The sequence below is a fragment of the Exiguobacterium acetylicum DSM 20416 genome (assembly GCF_000702605.1).
Classification (GTDB): Bacteria; Bacillota; Bacilli; order Exiguobacteriales; family Exiguobacteriaceae; genus Exiguobacterium_A; species Exiguobacterium_A acetylicum.
The window spans coordinates 2,648,200-2,668,271 of record NZ_JNIR01000001.1; the positions used below are offsets into that span (position 1 = coordinate 2,648,200).

Here is a 20,072-nt window from a genome sequence, read left to right on the forward strand (position 1 = left end):
ATCCGACCTCCTCATCCCCTATTTTTCTCATCACTGTATTCATACCCGTTTTGAAGCAGTTTGTTCGGATCAAAGCGATAGATGACGAACCGCTCGTCATGATTTTTTTCATAGAGGTCTCGTAATCGAATCTCATCGACTTGCTCGAATACGGTATGTCGCTCTAAATATTCCCGGTATTCATCGGTCGGGTAATACAAGATGAGATCAACCGAGCGCGAGGACCGCTCGACCGAACTTAAGATGTGATCGACTACTTTCATGAAAATTTGAGAAGAGAATGGATTAAAGAAATAAAACTTGTTCGCATCCTCCGGAATGACGTATTGCTCGGCATACGCTTGTTCAAATCGTACACTTCCGGAACGTCGCTTCCGTCGACTTTGATAGTTCACCATATTCTGGAGCGCGTCCTCATAAAATTGTCCGTTCATCTCGATTCCGATGACGGAACAATCGAATCGGTCGTGTAAGTAAAAGTTCAAACGCCCTTTCCCACACCCGAAATCAATGACAGTGTCCTGTTTTTGAAACAGATACGTTTCGCATAATTCGTCTAGTGCCGCATAAGGCGTTGGTTCATATCGATTGTAGTGACTAAACACACCGTAAAGGTGTTGCATCTCAATGGTCTCGATTCGTAATCGTTGATCATATTCCTGTTCATTCATTGTCGTTTGTTCCTTCTTTCCGGCATTCTTGCCTTCATCGTACTATACTGAAGAAGTACGTTACTCGTTTTTTGAAAGGGGATTTCATGATGATCGTCGTTACGAACCGGATTAAAGTCAAAAAAGGGATGGCTGCAGCTCTCGCTCCTCGTTTTACGCGTCCAAGTGGACTTGATACGATGGACGGATTCATCCGCGTCGAGGTCTTATTGACGCAAAACATCGAAGAACATGATGAGATGAACGTCAACATGTACTGGGAAGACATGAAGAGTTTTCAAGCATGGCGGGAGAGTGACGATTTCAAAGCGTCACATAGTCGACCTGCGAGTAGTGAGGCAGGAGAATCGCCAATGCTCGGCAGCGAGATTCTGACCTATGAAGTTGCCTCGGTCAAAGAACGCGCATGATTTACTAAAAGGACTCGTCTTGAGTCCTTTTTTATATACCTATACACAAATAGTGAAAGGGTTGAATTGTCTCAAATGGTATTATTTGTTATCATAGTGCCATTACAGAGAGAGAGGGTCCTTCATGAATTCATTAACTATATTTGAACAAGCCATTCGTAGCTTACCTGATGATCGTACGTTACGACGTGATGAATTATGGACGGATGATTTTTTATTGCAACAGGAGAACGAACTGACCGTCTATTACTCTCCGATTGGAGAATATGTCAATGCTGAAGCAAAAGTCGTCATCATCGGGATCACACCAGGTTTTGAACAGATGCGAATCGCTTTCGAAGAAGCGACGGACGCACTCCATCATGGTGTTTCATTAGAAGAGACGGCACGCCTCGTCAAATATACAGCAAGCTTTGCTGGAACGATGCGACGTAACCTCGTTCAGATGCTCGATACACTCGAACTTCCAGCATTGCTCGGAATCGAGACGACGGCTAGCTTATTTCATCAACATCAAAAATTATTGCAACCGACGTCACTGTTAAAGCAACCCGTCTTTTATCGCGAAAAGAATTACTCGGGTCATCAACCGAAGATCAATCGCAGCCCTTTATTGAGGCACTACGCGGAAGAACACTTCGTCGCTGAAATCAATCAATTACGCGAACCGGCGCTATTGATTCCGCTTGGTCGGGTCGTCGAGACGCAAGTCCGCGGATTGATTCATGATGGACGAATCGAACAGCATCAGCTTCTTTCCGGCTTCCCCCACCCATCTGGCGCGAACGGTCATCGAAAAAAACAATTCGAGGAAAACCAAGCCTATTTGATGAAACAGCTCATTCAACATTTTGCCGAATAAACAACTTTATCTTAAATTATCAGAATATATGGTTGAATCGCTTCTGAAATACATGATAAAGTGTCCATAAGAACAGAATATGACTATTCTATCGATGAGGTAGAGGCGCGATTTCAATTAGTACTTAGTCCGAGGATGACAACGAAGACGACTACAGGAAAGGTGACATCGCCGAAATGACAGTATGTGTCGAGCATGCCGTCGTTGGTCGATTCGGGAAACACCCGATCGATTGCCATACATAACAATTGTATGGAGCGCTCCAATTCGGCTAAGAAAGACGCATCCAGCGAGGGTGTCGGCTTTGTTGCCGGTGCCCTTGCTTTTTTTGTGCCGCAGGGTCTCATCTTTAAGCCATTTATTAAAGAGGAGGATATTTTTCATGGTCAACTATTCAGATTCCATCATTGCCCTTGTACCTGCTTTACTAGCTATCTTATTAGCCATCTTTACGCGAAAGGTCGTTCTTTCGTTAGGTGTCGGCATTCTCGTCGGCGCCCTGTTACTCCACCGTTTTAACCCGATCGATACGGTAACCTATCTCGGCAAGAACATCTTCAGCCTGTTTTGGGCAGACGGTGCCTTGAACGAGTGGAACGTCTTATTACTTGTCTTCTTGTTATTGCTTGGCGTCCTTTCCACATTGATTCAGACATCAGGTGGCGCTCGCGCCTTCGGTGAATGGGCTGCTACGCACGTCAAAACGGCGCGTGGTGCACGCTTAGTTGCCTTCGGACTCGGTATCTTGATTTTCATCGATGATTACTTCAACAGTCTCGCTGTCGGAAACGTTAGTCGTCCGTTAACAGATCGCCGCGGTGTCTCACGAGCAAAGCTTGCCTATTTGATTGACTCAACGGCTGCACCTGTTTGTGTCATCAGTCCGCTTTCGAGTTGGGGAGCATTTATCATCTCCATCATCGCCGGTATCTTAACGACGCACTCGATTACGGATTACTCAGCGTTTAGTGCCTTCATGATGATCGTTCCAATGAACTTCTATGCGATTTTCGCGTTACTGTTAACACTTTACATCGCTTACTCTGGCGTCTCTGTCGGACCGATGAAACAACATGAACACCGTGCCGCGAAAGGTGAACTTTTTGATGCCTCAAAAGGAACACCGATGGGGATGGCAAAAGAGGTCAACGAACATACGAACGGAAAAGTCCGGGATCTCGTCGTTCCGATCGTCGTTCTCGTCATTGCTACAATCAGTGCGTTACTCGGAACAGGTGCTCAGGCACTTGCTGCCGACAATCGCCCGTTTACTTTAATTGGAGCATTTGAGGCAACAGACGTCACACGTTCACTCGTCGCAGGTGTCTTCATCAGTTTAATCGTCGCTTTCCTGATGCTGATCGGACGAAAAATTCCGGGTCGCGATTACCGTGCAAGCATCGTCGCTGGTATGCGTTCGATGTGGCCAGCAGTCGTGATTCTGTTATTCGCTTGGACGATCATCGCTGTCATCGGTGACATGAAAACCGGTGACTATCTTGCAAGCTTCATCAGCAACTCGATTTCTGCTTCGTACTTGCCGTTCTTATTATTCTTGATTGCCGGCTTGATGGCATTCTCGACAGGAACAAGTTGGGGCACATTCGGGATCATGTTGCCAATCGGTGCGGATCTCGTCATGGCTGTCGATGCCTCACTCTTGTTACCGACGCTTGCTGCCGTTCTTGCTGGATCTGTCTTCGGTGACCATTGTTCACCGATTTCCGATACGACGATCCTCAGTTCGACAGGGGCTGGATCACATCATATCGACCACGTTACGACACAGTTACCGTATGCGCTAGTCGGTGCCGTCACTGCAGCAGTCGGTTATTTAGTCATCGGTTTCACGGAGTCTTCGGTCTTCGGTTTCATCGGAGCTCTTGTCACATTCGTACTCTTCATCGTCGTCTTGAACGTTCTCTCAAAAAAAGGAGAAACCGCTTCGGATTTACAGACGGATTAATGTAGCATTTTACGAAAAAAGGCATTGGATGCGCGCATCCAATGCCTTTTTTATATCTATTCGTTTCACACCATCAGTAAACACACATCATTCGCAAACGCTACTGGATCCTCGAGTGGAAGCCCTTCGACAAGCAATGCTTGTTGATACATCAGTTTGGTATAGCGCTCGAATTTCGAACGATCGTTTTGATACGCCGTTTCAAGAGAGTGGAATACCGCGTGTGACGGATTCAATTCAAGAATCTTGACCGCTTCTACCCCTTCGTTATTCGGCATCGCCTTCAGGATTTTCTCCATCTCGATCGAGACGGCGCCATCCGTCGCAAAACAGACGGGATGCGATTTGAGACGCGTCGATGCCTTAACTTCCTTGACTTGTCCACTTAGCACTTCCTGCATCGCTTGGAACATCTCTGCTTGTGCGTCCGTCGTCTCCGCTTCTTCTGCTTCAATCCCTAGATCGCTGCTCGTGACCGACTTGAACGTCTTCTCGTTGTACGTCACGAGCATCTGGATCGCGAACTCATCGATCTCTTCCGTGAAGTACAAGATGTCGTATCCTTTATCACGGACGAGCTCGGATTGTGGTAACTTATCTAAACGATTCGTACTCTCACCAGCGGCGTAGTAGATATGCGCTTGATCTTCTGGCATCGCTGCGACGTATTCCGCGAGTGTGATCAACTTCTTCTCCTTCGCCGAGTAGAAGAGGATGAGGTCCTGCACCTGTTCCTTGTGCATGCCGTAATCATTGTACATACCGAACTTCAGCTGACGTCCGAACGCTTGATAGAACGTTTCGTACTTCGCGCGATCTTCACGCAAGAGGGCTTCAAGTTGTGTCTTGATCTTACTTTGGATGTTTTTCGCGATCAGCTTCAATTGACGATCGTGTTGTAGAAGTTCACGCGAGATGTTGAGCGATAAGTCCTCCGAGTCGACCATTCCTTTGACGAAACTGAAATGGTCCGGCAGCAAGTCACTGCATTTTTCCATGATCAAGACACCATTCGCATAAAGCTCGAGACCTTTTTCAAATTCCTTCGAATAATAATCGTACGGTGCCTGCTCCGGAATGAATAAGATCGATTGATAACGAACGGCACCATCGACACTGATATGAATGTGTTTTGCCGGTGTGTCAAAACCATACCGCTTCTCTTGGTAGAAGTTCGTATAGTCCTTGTCTGTCAATTCCCGTTTGTTCTTCCGCCAGATCGGCACCATGCTGTTGATCGTCTTGACGACTTCGACCTCTTCCGTCTCATCACTGCCTTCGATTGGCTGACGTTCGAGTTCCTTCATCTCGATCGGATAACGGATGAAGTCCGAGTATTTTTTGATGATACTGCGCAAACGATATGTCTCGAGGTATTCGTCATACGATTCTTCTTCCTCGTTCGCCTTGATGTGGAGCGTAATCTCCGTTCCGACGGTTTCTTTGTCGACCTCCTCGATCGTATAACCTTCGACACCACGAGATTCCCATTTATAAGCGACTGCACTGCCGAACGGTTTCGTAACGACGGTGACGACGTCTGCGACCATGAATGCAGAATAGAATCCGACACCGAATTGACCAATGATATCATGACCATCTTGTGCCTCGTTCTCTGCCTTGAAGGCAAGCGATCCACTCTTCGCGATCGTACCGAGATTCTCTTCTAGTTCTTCTTTCGTCATTCCGATTCCCGTATCACGAATGATCAGTTGACGCGCTTCTTTGTTTGGTTCAATCGTAATTTTGTAGTGTTCCTTCTCGAACGAAATCGTCTCGTCCGTCAATGCTTTATAGTACATCTTATCCATGGCGTCACTTGCATTCGAGATCAATTCGCGCAGGAAAATCTCCTTATGCGTATAGATGGAATGAATCATCATCTCCAGCAATCGTTTTGATTCCGCCTTAAATTGTTTCGTTTCCATGCTCATTCTGCCTCCCTTTTTTAGCACTCAATCATATAGAGTGCTAATTCATCTCCTATTATTAGGGAGTTCGAAATATCTGTCAATCTCCTTTTTCACTGTATGTCGCGACTTTTTCAAAGACAATCTCTCCAATTTGACGTAAGTGCTCTGCTGACCCGTAGGTGCCATGACTGACGCCGTTTTCATCCTTTCGATTACCGAGACCGATGAACTGCTCACTTGGTTTGAAGTGGAGCCCGACAACGGGTACCTGAAATCGTGACGAGACGCCGACTTGAAAAATCGCGTCCGGATAATCCGTCGGTCGATAGATCGTCCAATCGATGTCTGGTTCAAGCTTCGCAAATCGTTCCGTGTGTTCCTTCCCGAGCAGGATGATTCCTTTTATCGAAAACAGTTCGAGCAGGCGTAACAAAAATGTCTGACCGAACGGACTATCTTCCAACACTCTGCGTTCTTTGATTGCTCCCATGTAGTGGTGTGTCGGAAACGGGAAAAAATCCAAGTGAATGACTGGATCAAACGTCTTCTCGTAAAACGACGCACCCAATCCATTCAAGAATCCTTCGAGCTTACCGCCACCTGGTCGACCGAACCAGGTTCGGTACACATTTGGTTGTTTGAAGTAACGATTGAAGCGTCGGATCGATTCCGTCAATGTCTCTTCTTGTAAATACGCATTCCACGTCATGGATTGTGGACGTATGAAAAGTGGACCGTGCTCGTCAAATCGTAATGCACCTGTTCGGTCTAAAAACTGCGATCGGGATGGGTTCGTCGCGATCGTTACCCAACTGCTACGCGTCGCATCACCAAACCAGAGGACAGGTGTCGTTTGGTCGATCAATTCACTTGCAAATGCACTCTTCTCGAGTGTCATTTGGTACTGGACGGCTTCGTGTAATAATTTTTTGGCAAGATGCCATTGATCGGATGTCAGCGTTCTCATCTCCCTTTTTACAGCGATTGTGCTGTTGTAGATGTACCCCCTATCCACCAACACTAGACGCATCGATGGGTTTAATCTCTATTTCTCCGGGAATGTTTCATAAGGTGAACGATATGACTTAGGAGGGATTTAGCAATGGGTAGACTCGAGCAAAAAGTAGCTGTCATTACCGGCTCGGCAACAGGGATTGGACAAGCGACCGCCCTTGTCTTCGCAGAACAGGGAGCAACGGTCATCTGTGCCGATGTCTCACTTGAAAAAGCACAACAAACAGTAGAACAGATTACACAACACGGTGGAAAAGCGGAAGCCGTCCATGTTGACGTCTCAGACGTCGAGAGTGTCGAGCAACTTGCGAAGCACATCAAAGAGACATACGGTACGGTCGACGTCCTCTTCAATAATGCCGGAATCGATGAACAAGGCGGGAAAGTCCATGAGTATCCCATCGATCTCTTCGATCGGATCATCGCGGTCGACTTGCGCGGTACATTCCTCGTCAGTAAATTCTTGATTCCACTCATGCTTGATAACGGTGGTTCAATCATCAATACATCATCGATGTCTGGTCGTGCAGCTGACTTGAACCGGTCCGGTTATAACGCAGCGAAAGGCGGGATTGCGAACTTCACACGCGCGATGGCAATCGATTATGCGCGTCATGGCATTCGTGTCAATTCGTTGTCGCCAGGAACAATCGAAACACCACTCATCGATACACTTGTTGGTGAAAAAGAAAAAGAGCAAGGTAAACAGTTCCGCGATGCGAACGCTTGGATCACACCACTCGGACGACTCGGTAAACCACGCGAGATGGCAACGGTCGCCCTCTTCCTTGCTTCTGACGACAGCTCATATGTCACAGGTGAGGACATCACAGCAGACGGCGGTATCATGGCTTATACATGGCCGGGAGAGATGTTAATCGATTCGAAATGGAAAGACGAAGCAGAAAAAAGTGAATGAGCAAGGTACGGTGTAACCCTCTGGTTGCACCGTTTTCTTTTATCTCAAGACGTTCAGCCCCGTAAATTATTTTACGAATTCGTTTACCTCCCTGAAGTATTTTTATCAGGGTACAGGATAGGTAAAGGGGGAAATACTTATGCAAACAGCAATTACTTACTTACAACGGTGTCTTCAAATTCCAAGCGTCAACCCAATGGACGGAGAAGAAGTCGTCGCACGTTATGTGTACGATGTACTGGTTGATCATCAGATCTCGACAGAATGGATTGAAGTCTCACCAAAACGAATCTGTCTCGTCGCGATCGTTCCTGCGAGCGAGGAATTTTCACGTCCTGCTGTACTCGGATTATCTGGTCATCTCGATACGGTTCCTGTCCAAGGAGACGGCTGGACGAAAGATCCATACGGTGGTGAAATCGAAGACGGACGCATTTATGGTCGTGGGGCTTCAGATATGAAATCAGGTGTCATGGCGATGGTGCAAGCGCTCATTCAATACAAGGAACGTCAAAACCGTCCGAACACCGTCAAACTTCTGATTACATCCGATGAAGAGAATGGAATGACAGGAGCTCGTCATTTGACCGAACAAGGGTATGCGGATGATTTAGATGCTCTACTAATCACAGAACCGACGAGTGGGATGATCGGTTATGCACAAAAAGGTGTCGTCGGGATCGAAGTGACATGCCGCGGGAAAAGTGCACACAGTTCTGCCCCGCAACTGGGACGTAATGCGATTGATGACATGTATCGTGTCATTCAGGAAGTGAAATCGGAACGCTTCTCGATCACGACGAATCATCACTCGGCACTCGGTCCGGTCGTAGCGTCAATCACATCGATTTCAGGAGGCGAGGGACCAAACGTCGTTCCGAGTCAGGCTTCGTTTTATATGGATATCCGGACGATTCCTGGATTCGGTCGAGCGGACGTACTTGCTGCCTTTACGGATATTGAGCGTCGACTTGTTGTAGAAGATCCCGACTTTGACATGAGCGTGACCGTCATTAAGGATATTCCTTCTTGTGAAACCGATGAACAAGCACCTTTCTTACAACAGATCGCAGATACGATGGAACAGGTCAGCGGCGTGACACCACGAAAAATCGCCATCCCAGGTGGAACGGATGGTGCGATGTTCAGCCAAGCGAAAAAAGCATTTCCGATTGCGATTGCTTCTTTCCATGATTTTCGTCTCGCGCATCAAGTCGATGAGTCGATTCCGTTATCCGAGTATGAACAAACGATTGCGTTTTGCTTCAACTTGATCAACACACCATTACATCAATCACTTCCATCGCTTTAAATAAAAAAGGAACGACTTTCAGGTGCAATACCTAAAGTCGTTCCTTTTACTTTTACTGTGTTTAGTTTAGTACACACCAAGCTGTGCCAACGCCTCACTTAAATAACTTTGATCACTACGAAACTCTTGACTTGTTCGTCCGTCAGACCAACTGATGAAAACACGACCAAGCCGGTCATATCGTAAACGGAGACGAATCACGCCCTGCTCGAATACGACTTCACCGTGTAACGACTCATGGACGCGAGCAAAGGCACGGATGAACAGATCATATTCGTCAAATGAAACTGAAATGTTGTGTTCACTATCTTGTCCCTTCATCTGAATCGTTAGTTCTTCTTGTGTTGGATAGACATGTAAGATGTCCCATGATACACTGCTTTCTTCTCCTCGAAACACGATGCGATGCTTCATTCGATTTCCACCTCTGAGCCACAGGATATTTACTAGCACTTCTCGAAAGTAATCAATATCTTTTTCATTCGAAAGGAGTCTGCTTATGCCTGATACGCCAAAGACAGGTCCTACCGAACAGTCCGTTGATGCCTTTCTGGCACAAGTCGAACCACCACTACGTCAAGCAGATGGTATCACGTTACGTCAGTTCTTCGAAGATGTCACGGGATACGAAGCCGTCATTTGGGGGTCTTCCTTGATTGGTTTTGGTGCCTATCATTATCGCTATGCCTCTGGTCACGAGGGCGACAGCTTTTATGTCGGCTTTTCTCCGCGCAAGACGAACCTCGTCCTTTACCTCGCGCTTGGTGAAGACGATGTATCGGAACGACTGCTTGCCACTCTCGGTACGTATCGACGCGGCAAGTCCTGCCTCTACGTAAAACGACTGACTGACATCGATTTAAACGTCCTTCGGGAAATGATTGAGCACTCGATCCGCACGTTAAAAGACATGTACCCGTCTTGATTTCAATCAAAAACAGCCGAAGCGGATTCGCTTCGGCTGTTTTTTGAAATTAATGTCCGCCTTCTGTCCGATCGATATGGCGAATGTGTTTGAGATTGACCCCGATGATGATGACGGATAAGAGGACGAAGCCACTCCCGACATAAAATGGTAAGTTTGCGTTGAAGATTTCAGCCAATTTCCCGGCCATGAATGGCGCGATGGCTGCCCCGAGAAAACGTAGGAAACTGTATGCCGCAGATGCTGTCGAACGTTCGACAGGTGCTGCGTCCATGACAGCTGTCGTGATGAGCGTGTTGTTATTCCCAAGCACGGCTCCCGCCAAGATGACACAGACGATGACGACGGCTGGTGTTTCCGTGAAGATCCCCATTAATAGAAGCAAGATTGCGAATGTGATCAACATCATGACCATCGCTTTGATTGTTCCGAACCATTGTTTCAGTTTCGGAGCCGTTAAGACCGATGTGATCGCAAGCAACATTCCCCAACCGAGGAAAACGAATCCGAGTCCTTGCGCTGGTAGTTTCATGACGAATGGTGCATAGGCCATGATCGTAAAGAACCCAACGTTATAAAGTGCCGCCACGATCCCGAGCGTCAAGAGTGAACGATGCTTCATCGCTTGAAACGGTGCATTTAATGATAACTTCTGTTTCGGTGCGACAGATGCTGCTGGTTTTGGCATCAAGAAGAGCAAGACGAGGAATGCGATGACCATGATTGTCGCAACACCCATGAATGGAGCGCGCCATGTGATCGAACCGAGCGTTCCACCTAACAATGGTCCAATCGAAATCCCGAGACCAACGGCTGCTTCATATAAAATGATCGCTTTTGCTGTTCCGCCTGATGATAGCGAAACGATCGCAGCGAGTGCTGTTGCGACGAACAAAGCGTTCCCAAGTCCCCATCCCCCGCGTAACGCGACGAGCGTCCAAATGCTGTCTGCTTGCGAAGCAAAACCAGCAACGATTGCGATGACGGCAATCCCGAGCATCAATGTTCCTTTTTGACCAATCCGTGATGAGATCGCGCCTGTAATTAACATCGCGAATGCCATGACGGCGTTATAACTTGTAAATAAGAGCGTTACTTCACTTTTTGACGCTTCTAAATTCTCGGCAATCGTCGGTAAGACAGGATTGACGAGCCCCATTCCCATGAATGCTGTAATACTGGCGAAAAAGACTGCCCAGACAGCAACCGGTTGATGGAATAATCCATGTTTGCTTTCTGCTAATACCGTTTCCGGCTCAAGCGTCGTTGTTTTTTCAGCAAGTGCCATAGTGTCCCTTCTTTCTATTGAATGTGTTACATGAACTGTTTAAACGAATGGCGAATGACGTCGCCTCGACTAATAATCCCAACAAGACGTCCTGCTTTAAGGATTGGAAGCTTTTTGATCCGTTTTGCGCCAAGTGTCGCCGCAATCTCTTCCATTTCGGTGTCAGCGTCCGCTGTTACGACTTTCCGGCGTGCCAGTTCCATGACAGGTCGGTTCAAGATATGACGAATCCGGTCTTCATAATCTTCTTCGTCTCCTTTGATGACATCTACATATAAGAATGTATCGACGATGATGTCCTTGTGTTTTCCGATCGCGCGCATGATATCTCCGTCACTGATATATCCGACGACTTCTTGCTCAGCATTGATGACAGGAACGCCGCTAATACCAGACTGAATGAATCGTTCGATGACCGTCCGAATCAGATCTGTATCGTTTACCGTGATGACTTCTTGTTTCATCGACTCATTAGCTTTCATCTGAATTCTCCTTTGTCGTTCGTTTCTCATATAAAAAGTTGTATGATACAATTAAAAGAACAAAAATGATTGTATAATACAACTACAACTCTGTCAAGCCTCCTGCTTTTCGGATTGACAGCTTATCCACATTGGGTAATCATGAGGGACAGAGAGACTTTTTTGAAAGGGGAGATACCCGATGTCTCAACAAGCACTCGAAACCATTGAATTGGAGTTAGCGATCCTGATCCGGCGCTTGACGACAGCGACGGCAGACAATCGTAATTTGGATCGTGCTTCCTACCTGTTACTGCGACAATTAGCGGATTCCGGTAAGGTCGGTGTTAAAACACTTGCCCGTGAACTTCAGCTTGATGTCTCGACCGTCAGTCGCCAAGCTGCGGCACTCGATCAGAAGCAACTTGTTGAAAAAGTAAAAGATCCGACAGATGGACGTGCCTTCTTCTATCACATCACAGATAAAGGACAAGAAGAGCTCACGATTTACCGGACAGCGCGCCTCGCGAGCATCGAACGTCTCCTGACGGACTGGCCATCGGATGATGCCGAAGATTTTGGACGCCTGCTCCAACAATTTAATCGTGCCTTGCGCGAACGATAACGGAATCACACCATTAAAAAAACGGATGCGAAATCAATCGATTTCGCGTCCGTTTTTTCGTCATTATTCATGATGTATGAGTAACCTGACAAACCGAACGAATTTGTGCGATGTGTTCAGGTGACGTTCGGCAACAACCACCGATCAATCGTGCCCCTGCCTCATACCATGTCTTCGCGACGGTTTGGAACGACGTACACTGATTCGTACCCGACCATGTTTTTGCGACCGGATCATAGACCTCACCAGAGTTCGGATAGACGATGATTGGCACGTCCGTCAACGCCTTGACGTGACGGATAAAGTCAGTCGCGTAAGATGCCGGAAAACAATTTGCACCGATTGCTGCCAGTTGCGGGTGTTGTCCAACCGTCTCAATACACGTCGCAAGTGCCGTTCCTTCACTGATATGTGTCGCATCTTGAAGCGAGAACGTCAGCCAAGCAGACACTTCTGGGTACGCTTCAAGTATCCGGAACAACACGACCGCTTCCTCGAGCGACGGAATCGTCTCGAATGCCAGCAGATCCGCTCCTGCTTCAATCAACGCTTCGATACGTGGTCTGTGAAAGGCTTCTAGCACATCTGCTGACACCCCGTAATGACCGCGATACTCAGAGCCATCTGCTAAGTAGGCACCATAAGGACCCACTGATCCCGCGATTAATGCGTCACTCTTTCCGCTACGCGAGCGTGCATTTTGCGCCAAGGTGACTGTTTTTCGAATCAGCGCCTGTGCTTCCTCTGTCTTAATATGACGTTGCTTGAATCCTTCAATACTTGCTTGATAGCTTGAAGTGATGGCAACATCGGCACCTACTTCAAAGTAGTCACGATGGACGTGTTCGATCTGTTCCGGTGCTTCGATTAAGAGACGTGCTGACCAAAGCGGGTCGTTCAGGTCGAATCCCTTCTGTTCAAGTTCGGTTGCAAGGGCACCATCTAAAATGAGAAAGGGAACTTCCTGTAATCGTTGATCAACTGGATTTTTGATTCGGGACATCTTCAACACTCCGTTTCTGAGAAGAATTCGTGAACGCATGAACGACATAACAGATCACGATGAATGGAATACCACAGTACAAGGCAATGCGTTGGGTCGGATCAAATCCGATACCAATCAGGGAAATCAAACAAACGACGAAAGCAACGATCGGGACGAATGGAAAGAGTGGTGTGCGATAGACCAATTCGTCGACCGTATGCCCTTCACGGAGGAATTGTTTCCGGAAGCGATACTGGGCAACGCTGATACTCATCCAAACGACGACGACAGCGAGACCGGAAATCGAGACGAGCGCAATATAGACACTTCCTGCTGCATAGATGCTAGACAGCAAGGCAAGTCCTCCGCCAAGCATGCTGAACAATACGGCTCGTAGTGGCACCCCATTTGGCGTCACCTGGGCGAAGAAGCGTGGAATCATGCGTTCGTTCGCAAGCGACCAGAGCATCCGAGAGGCGGCGTAAAGTCCAGAGTTCGCTGCCGACAAGATCGCTGTCAAAATGACGAAGTTCATCACGTCTGCTGCGTAAGGAATTCCGATTCGTTCAAACACGGCGACGAACGGACTTTCGAGTACGCCTTTCCCTTCCGTTGGCAACAAGACGGCTAACACGATGATCGTACCGACGAAAAAGAGAACCAGTCGTAAAATCGTCGTCCGGATCGCAAGCGGAATCGTCCGTTTCGGATCGACTGCTTCACCTGCTGCTACACCGATCAGTTCCGTTCCCGAGTAAGCAAAGTTCACGGCAAGCATCGTCATGAAGATGACGAAAGCGCCATTTGGGAACAACCCGCCTTCGGTTAACGAAGAAAAGAATGGAGCCGGACTACCATCTTGCAGTGGAATGAAGCCGACGATCGCTCCCGCACCAAGTAAAATGAAAGCAATGATCGTCACGACCTTAATCGCTGAAAACCAAAACTCGACTTCAGCGAACACGCGGACCTTCAAGACGTTGATACCAAGGATCATCGCAGCGAATAAGGCGCTGAACACCCACACCGGAATCGACGGGAACCAACGTTGCATCAAAATACCTGCTGCCGTGAATTCTGAACCAAGGGCGACCGTCCACGTCAGCCAGTAGAGCCAGGCGACTGTGTAACCGGTACCGGGTCCGATGTAATTCGTTGCGTATTTATGAAATGAACCGGTTTCCGGCATGTGCACGGCGAGTTCACCGAGACTTAACATAACTAAGTAGACGACGACTGCCCCAATCAAATACGACAAAATCGTCCCGACCCGTCCTGCTTGTTCTAACGTATAACCTGTACTTAAAAACAATCCTGTTCCAATGACACCACCTAACGACAGCATAATCAGATGACGTGATTCCATCTTGCGTCGAAAAGCCCCACTCGTTTTCATGAATTCGTTTCCTCCTCATTCCACCTATTTCAAACAAAAAACGCATCCTCACGGATGCGTCGGTCGACAATTCGGAAATCTTATCGATCGGGTGCAGCACCCGCAGGAATTAGCACAGTATCTTTCGACCTGTTGCTGAGGTTTCATAGGGCCAGTCCCTCCACCTCTCTGGATAAGTATGTAATTGTTCCTAACCCTATCAAGTCTTTTTCGAATTGTCAACACAATTCAGAATACTTCTACCCAAAAAACATTCCGCATCGTATCGTTCCGGAATGTTTGGAGGTCTTATTTTTTGGCGAATAAATCCGCTGTTTTCAAGGCTGCACGAACCGCTTTCCGGTTCAATGTCCCTTGCTGATGTTTCATTTTCTTCGTTTGGGCAGCCAGTTGCGCTTTGAGCGCCGCAATCTCTTGATCCTTTTGAGCCGTTCCTGTTTGTTTCTGCAATGCTTTGATTTTCTTATCTTTTTCAGCTAATTGTGCTTTTGTTTGTTTTTGCGCATCCGCAATCTTCTTCTCTTGTTCCGGGAAGAACCGTTCGAAACGGGCGACTGCTTCTTCAAGACTTACGCCAGAAATCGGCTGGACTGGTGGGAGCAACTCAGTTTGCGCCATTTGACGGTCAAACGGTACATTCTCAGGATAGTTCGTCTCTTGATAGATATGCTCAAGATCATTCACGTTCAAGAAGTCAACGAAGTTGTCGAAGTTACGCGCTTGAACACGTGCTGGACTTTGGAAGTCAGCGTTGGCTACGATGTCGGATAATTGTGTATCCGCTTTGATGTCGTTCGCCCAAATGTGCGTCAATTGATGGTAATCCGTCAATTCGCGCATCCGTGCATCTTTTGGAATGAGGATACTCGGCGTACCCGCAAGCGTCGCTGTGATGTTTCCGTGCAAGCGCGCACCAAAACTAAGGTCTGCTTGTCCGATGAAATCGAACCATGTCTGTGCGTTCAAGAAGAAACGGACCCGATCATTCATATAAGCAGGATCCGACATCTTCACCGGATAGTTCGTCACTGAAAGATCTGCGATCGGGTGCGTTCCTGTGTACGTTAACTTCAGTTCCTTCATCCACTGGGGAATGAAGTAATGATTCGGGTATTCTTCCATTCCGCGTGTAATGAAATCAAGGACGTTTTGTGGAGCCAAACGTGACGAGTTGACCGTAATCATCGACTCAGGTGTGATGTTCGTTTCACGGATGTGCAAGTCGCGACCAAACGCGTACATCGAAGGACATCCAATGACACGATGATCGATCCCTTCGCGGAAACCAAGACGTGTTAAGTATTTCGATGTGATCTCTCCGCGAAGACCAAGCATGCTTGAGCGCTCGAGAACGGCACTGACGAATGCTTTAACATCTTCATCGAATGGGAATCCACCATCTAAGTCTGGTTCAAACGGTGCACGTAATCCTACACCGATGACGACGACTGGAATCTTTAATTTTTTGATGAGACGTGTATATTTCCGTAACGTCGGTACGAATTCTTTTCGGAATGCGTCCGCTAACGGAATGACATAAAGATCAAAGTTGGCATTGATTTCGTCTGCCCGTTCTTCGTCGTAATAGTAATAGTCAGGTGTAATCGTCGTACCTTCTGTCATCAACGTCCGAAAGATACTGTATTGATAGATAAGATTTCCAACGTTTCCTCCAATGGAATTATGTTTCATCAAATAAGGAGCATCGAACTGTTCGAATGGTGTCATACCTGCACGAATAATAATACGTTTCATAATGGATAAACTTCCCCTCTCGTCTGCTTCATTCGTCCTCGCAAGAAAAAAAATACGGAAAAATATATTATCAGTTTTTTTCAATCTCATTAAGAATAGATGAATTTTATTTCGGAAGTCAACGATTCCTAAGGGAAACAGGTCTTTCGTCATCAAAACGAAACATTTGTATTACTCCATAATTTTTCTAAAATAGAAAAATGTAACTATTTAATCGTTTTGAGATACATGCGCAGATTCGCTTCGACTAATTTCAAGGCATTCATCTGATCAGTCGTAGAAGGCTTCAATAACGCACTGAAAAAATGTTCCACTTCGACGGGCTGACCCTTTTCCATGTCCCGTAACATCGACGATTTCATCGTGTTTTCCATTCCATGCATCTGTTTCAACAGCACCGCTTCTACATCGTCATTAAAGACTGCGCCTTGTTCTTCCATCGCCTGTTTCGCTTCCTTCATGACGTCTAGGATCATTTGACGCCCGACAGCTTCTTGCCGAATCGGACCAATAGCTGAGCGAAATAGCGTCGTCACGCCGGCGAATGTCGAAATGAAGAGATACTTTTGCCACATGTCATCCATGATATGCATCGAGTACGTCATTGGTGCCTTCGCTTTCGCAAAACACGCTGCGATCTCCTCTAGACGCGCTGTTGGTTTACCGGTTCGTGAACCAAACAACAGCCGATGGGACGGGCTTGTCTGTAAAATGCGCCCTTCTGCATCAAGCGTCGACTCAATGAAGCAAAGACCTCCTAGTACTCGATCTTCTCCAAAGACTTCTGTTAACCGTCGTATGTGTTGCATGCCGTTCAACAAAGGAATGATGTACGTCTCGCTCGAAACGAATGGCGCAAGGTCCTGTAGGACGTCATCTAAGTGATAGGCTTTCGTCGAAAGCAAGATGACATCAAATGCACGATCCGGTCGCATGTCTCGTGTTATCAACTGAGGTGTAATCGCGATATCACCATGAGGACTAGTGATGTGTAGTCCTGTTTTTTGTAGTTGTTCATATCGATTCGGACGGACAAGGAAGGTCACCTGTTCTCCTTGCTCAGCAAGACGACCTCCGAAATATCCTCCAACTGCCCCTGCACCTACAACTAACATGTTCATATGTACTACCTCCTCCTTACCCGTTCTGTGCGTTGCTTACTCCTTCACCCTAACATATTTGGAACCGATTTCCTGGTTTCTGCGTGGATCGATTCGTTTTAAGTTAAGCGTTTGCATTTTAGAAAAAAACGTATATACTAACTTGTATACAAGTATACTCACTTTAGAAATCAGGTGATTCCATGTCAGAACTGTTATACCCCTTGAAGTGGTTAGCAAAAGCTTCCGCCGGAGATCGTGTCGCACACGAGCTACGGATGCGCATCATTTCAGGAAAGATTGAAAGCGGTACCATTTTATCTGAGAACAAATTAGCCTCTGATTTTTCAGTCAGTCGCTCGCCTGTCCGCGATGCGTTAAAGGTCCTTGCATCCGAACAATTGATTCGTCTCGAGCGAATGGGAGCGGTCGTCGTCGGTTTGTCCGAGCGCGACATTCAGGAAATCTATGATGTCCGGCTACTCATCGAAACGTTCGTCTTCGAACGACTCGTTAAGATCGAACGGTCTGAACTTGTCCGTGAACTCAGTAAGATTCTCGAAATGATGAAGGTTGCCATCAAATATAAGGATGCCGATGAATTCTCCTTCCAGGACGTACTTTTTCATGAAACGATCATCCGCTCGATTGATCATGGATATGTCAGCATGATTTGGCAAAATCTCAAACCGGTCATGGAAAGTTTCATCCTCCTATCGATGCGGGTACGATTCGAGGAAGACATCGAAGACTTCGAACGCATCCTCGCGAACCACGCCTTGTACATTGAAGCGATCGAGACAGGGGATCGTGAACGGATGGTCGCTTCCTTACATCAGAACTTTGATGACGTCCAGGAAGTCGAAGATCTCTGGAAAACGCAACAAATGATGTCGAAAGGAGTCGATTCACATGACTGAATACATGTTAGGCGTCGATATCGGAACGACGAGTACGAAAGCGGTCTTATTTACGACAAAAGGAGAGGTCATCGGACAAACGAACGTCGGTTACCCGCTCCATACACCGAACCGCTCGACGGCGGAGCAGGATCCGGAAGAAATTTTTGATGCTGTACTCGAAGCCATCCGTTTGATCACGAAGCGTTATCCGAGCATGTCACCGAAGTTCGTCGCGTTCAGTAGTGCCATGCACAGTTTGATCGCAATGGACGCACAGCATCAACCATTGACTGCCTGCATCACGTGGGCAGACAGTCGGAGTGAAGCATGGTCGAACAAGATCAAGGAACAATATGGTCTATCGATCTATCACCGGACCGGGACACCGATCCACCCGATGTCACCGCTCAGCAAAATCAGTTGGCTCGTCGAAGATCGTCCGGAGCTCCACGCTCAAACGAAAAAATATGTCGGGATCAAGGAGTTCGTGTTCCAAAGACTGTTCGGCAGATATGTCATTGACCACTCTCTTGCTTCAGCAACCGGTCTCTTCAATATTCATGAATTAGGCTGGGATACGGGCGCGTTACACGTTGCTGGCATCGATGCGAGCTACTTATCAGAGCCGGTACCGACGACGACGTCATGTACTGGACTGAATGCCGATTACGCACGACAAATGGGACTTTCCATCGATACGCCGTTCCTAGTCGGTGCCAGTGATGGTGTCCTTTCTAACTTAGGTGTTAACGCGATTCGTAAAGGGGAAATTGCGATCACGATCGGGACAAGCGGCGCCATCCGAACGATTATTGATCGTCCACAGACCGATGAAAAAGGACGAACGTTCTGTTACGCCCTGACCGAGGACCACTGGGTCATCGGTGGTCCTGTCAACAATGGCGGAATGGTCTTACGGTGGATCCGAGATGAACTCGCTTCAGCAGAAGTCGAGACAGCAAAACGCCTCGGCATCGATCCGTACGCCGTCCTGACGAAGATTGCCGAACGCGTCCGTCCAGGATCCGACGGGCTATTGTTCCATCCTTACTTGTCCGGCGAACGAGCACCACTGTGGAATCCGGATGTCAGCGGTTCGTTCTTCGGTCTGACTCTCTCACACAAAAAAGAGCATATGATCCGGGCAGCACTAGAGGGTGTCATCTACAATCTGTATACCGTCTTCCTCGCCCTCGTCGAGTGCATGGATGGTCCCGTGACACGGATTCAGGCAACAGGTGGCTTTGCCCGGTCTGAAGTCTGGCGCCAAATGATGGCGGACATCTTCGAGTCGGAAGTCGTCATTCCGGAAAGTTTCGAAAGTTCATGTCTCGGTGCTTGTATTCTCGGACTGTATGCGACTGGGGAAGTCGATTCGTTCGAAGTCGTCTCCGAGATGATCGGGGAAACACATCGCCATGTACCAAATGAAGAAGCGATGCATGAATACCGTCAGCTCTTACCAATTTTCATTAGTCTGGCCCGGACATTGTCCGAGGATCACAAACGAATCGCTACGTATCAACGGAGTTTGATTCAAGAAGAAAACTAACATAATCTTTTGGGGG

At 47.4% G+C, this 20,072-nt stretch carries 19 protein-coding genes and 2 riboswitches; of the genes, 9 read left to right on the plus strand and 10 right to left on the minus strand.

The genetic code is table 11. The annotated features are described in order from the left end of the window. Nucleotides 1–11 precede the first annotated feature (11 nt). A complete protein-coding gene (locus P401_RS0114000; RefSeq protein WP_051656321.1) occupies nucleotides 12–671 on the minus strand; it encodes an SAM-dependent methyltransferase in 660 nt (219 codons plus the stop codon). A gap of 89 nt (nucleotides 672–760) precedes the next feature. On the opposite strand from P401_RS0114000, the gene P401_RS0114005 reads away from it, so the two are divergent. The 3 genes from P401_RS0114005 (at nucleotide 761) to P401_RS0114015 (ending at nucleotide 3,909) form a co-directional block, all read left to right on the plus strand. Then, nucleotides 761–1,081, plus strand: a complete 321-nt coding sequence (locus P401_RS0114005; protein WP_023469797.1) for a heme oxygenase — start codon at nucleotides 761–763, stop codon at nucleotides 1,079–1,081. 124 nt (nucleotides 1,082–1,205) lie between these two features. Then, nucleotides 1,206–1,943: a uracil-DNA glycosylase family protein gene (locus P401_RS0114010; RefSeq protein ID WP_029342978.1), complete on the plus strand. Its 738-nt coding sequence runs from the start codon at nucleotides 1,206–1,208 to the stop codon at nucleotides 1,941–1,943. 92 nt (nucleotides 1,944–2,035) lie between these two features. Continuing rightward, nucleotides 2,036–2,214, plus strand: a riboswitch (Lysine riboswitch). Between the two features lie 111 nt (nucleotides 2,215–2,325). After that, a complete protein-coding gene (locus P401_RS0114015; protein ID WP_029342979.1) occupies nucleotides 2,326–3,909 on the plus strand; it encodes a Na+/H+ antiporter NhaC family protein in 1,584 nt (527 codons plus the stop codon). 65 nt (nucleotides 3,910–3,974) lie between these two features. Here the strand turns inward: P401_RS0114015 and htpG are convergent, their stop codons facing one another. Beyond that, entirely contained in the window at nucleotides 3,975–5,837 is a 1,863-nt protein-coding gene (gene htpG, locus P401_RS0114020) for a molecular chaperone HtpG (protein ID WP_029342980.1), read from the minus strand. A gap of 82 nt (nucleotides 5,838–5,919) precedes the next feature. Then, complete coding sequence (locus P401_RS0114025; RefSeq protein ID WP_029342981.1) at nucleotides 5,920–6,789, minus strand: hypothetical protein; 870 nt, start codon at nucleotides 6,787–6,789, stop codon at nucleotides 5,920–5,922. Nucleotides 6,790–6,924: 135 nt separating this feature from the next. Here P401_RS0114025 and P401_RS0114030 point away from each other — a divergent pair, with 135 nt between their 5' ends. Beyond that, nucleotides 6,925–7,755: an SDR family oxidoreductase gene (locus P401_RS0114030; protein ID WP_029342982.1), complete on the plus strand. Its 831-nt coding sequence runs from the start codon at nucleotides 6,925–6,927 to the stop codon at nucleotides 7,753–7,755. Between the two features lie 139 nt (nucleotides 7,756–7,894). Next, nucleotides 7,895–9,067 carry a M20 family metallopeptidase gene (locus tag P401_RS0114035; protein ID WP_051656322.1) on the plus strand — a complete coding sequence of 391 codons (1,173 nt, stop codon included), beginning with the start codon at nucleotides 7,895–7,897 and terminating at the stop codon, nucleotides 9,065–9,067. Between the two features lie 66 nt (nucleotides 9,068–9,133). Here P401_RS0114035 and P401_RS0114040 read toward each other — a convergent pair whose 3' ends face one another. Then, complete coding sequence (locus tag P401_RS0114040) at nucleotides 9,134–9,481, minus strand: WapI family immunity protein (protein ID WP_029342984.1); 348 nt, start codon at nucleotides 9,479–9,481, stop codon at nucleotides 9,134–9,136. A gap of 85 nt (nucleotides 9,482–9,566) precedes the next feature. Between P401_RS0114040 and P401_RS0114045 the strand changes: the two genes are divergently transcribed. Then, nucleotides 9,567–9,992 (plus strand): DUF1801 domain-containing protein, encoded by a 426-nt coding sequence (locus tag P401_RS0114045; protein WP_029342985.1) that lies wholly within the window; start codon nucleotides 9,567–9,569, stop codon nucleotides 9,990–9,992. A 49-nt stretch (nucleotides 9,993–10,041) separates the two neighbouring features. Here the strand turns inward: P401_RS0114045 and P401_RS0114050 are convergent, their stop codons facing one another. Together P401_RS0114050 and P401_RS0114055 are read right to left on the minus strand one after the other, a co-directional pair. Further along, the gene (locus tag P401_RS0114050; protein WP_029342986.1) at nucleotides 10,042–11,280 is read right to left on the minus strand and encodes an MFS transporter; all 1,239 of its coding nucleotides are present in this window, start codon (nucleotides 11,278–11,280) and stop codon (nucleotides 10,042–10,044) included. 26 nt (nucleotides 11,281–11,306) lie between these two features. Continuing rightward, nucleotides 11,307–11,762: a CBS domain-containing protein gene (locus P401_RS0114055; RefSeq protein ID WP_029342987.1), complete on the minus strand. Its 456-nt coding sequence runs from the start codon at nucleotides 11,760–11,762 to the stop codon at nucleotides 11,307–11,309. A 181-nt stretch (nucleotides 11,763–11,943) separates the two neighbouring features. Between P401_RS0114055 and P401_RS0114060 the strand changes: the two genes are divergently transcribed. Further along, nucleotides 11,944–12,366 (plus strand): MarR family winged helix-turn-helix transcriptional regulator, encoded by a 423-nt coding sequence (locus P401_RS0114060; protein ID WP_029342988.1) that lies wholly within the window; start codon nucleotides 11,944–11,946, stop codon nucleotides 12,364–12,366. Between the two features lie 67 nt (nucleotides 12,367–12,433). On the opposite strand, the gene mmuM is transcribed toward P401_RS0114060, so the two are convergent. The 4 genes from mmuM to P401_RS0114080 form a co-directional block, all read right to left on the minus strand. After that, nucleotides 12,434–13,369 carry a homocysteine S-methyltransferase gene (gene mmuM / locus P401_RS0114065; RefSeq protein ID WP_029342989.1) on the minus strand — a complete coding sequence of 312 codons (936 nt, stop codon included), beginning with the start codon at nucleotides 13,367–13,369 and terminating at the stop codon, nucleotides 12,434–12,436. Beyond that, nucleotides 13,344–14,747, minus strand: coding sequence for an amino acid permease (locus P401_RS0114070; RefSeq protein WP_029342990.1), 1,404 nt, complete (start codon nucleotides 14,745–14,747; stop codon nucleotides 13,344–13,346). Before P401_RS0114070 ends, mmuM begins: the two co-directional genes overlap by 26 nt. 77 nt (nucleotides 14,748–14,824) lie before the next feature. Further along, nucleotides 14,825–14,926, minus strand: a riboswitch (SAM riboswitch). 109 nt (nucleotides 14,927–15,035) lie between these two features. Further along, nucleotides 15,036–16,502 carry a polysaccharide pyruvyl transferase family protein gene (locus tag P401_RS0114075; protein WP_029342991.1) on the minus strand — a complete coding sequence of 489 codons (1,467 nt, stop codon included), beginning with the start codon at nucleotides 16,500–16,502 and terminating at the stop codon, nucleotides 15,036–15,038. Nucleotides 16,503–16,708: 206 nt separating this feature from the next. Further along, a complete protein-coding gene (locus P401_RS0114080; RefSeq protein ID WP_029342992.1) occupies nucleotides 16,709–17,623 on the minus strand; it encodes a ketopantoate reductase family protein in 915 nt (304 codons plus the stop codon). Between the two features lie 182 nt (nucleotides 17,624–17,805). Here P401_RS0114080 and P401_RS0114085 point away from each other — a divergent pair, with 182 nt between their 5' ends. Both P401_RS0114085 and gntK read left to right on the plus strand, forming a co-directional pair. Next, complete coding sequence (locus tag P401_RS0114085) at nucleotides 17,806–18,522, plus strand: GntR family transcriptional regulator (protein WP_029342993.1); 717 nt, start codon at nucleotides 17,806–17,808, stop codon at nucleotides 18,520–18,522. Continuing rightward, on the plus strand, nucleotides 18,515–20,056 hold the full coding sequence (gntK, locus tag P401_RS0114090) for a gluconokinase (protein ID WP_029342994.1): 1,542 nt from the start codon (nucleotides 18,515–18,517) through the stop codon (nucleotides 20,054–20,056). Before P401_RS0114085 ends, gntK begins: the two co-directional genes overlap by 8 nt. Nucleotides 20,057–20,072 lie beyond the last annotated feature (16 nt).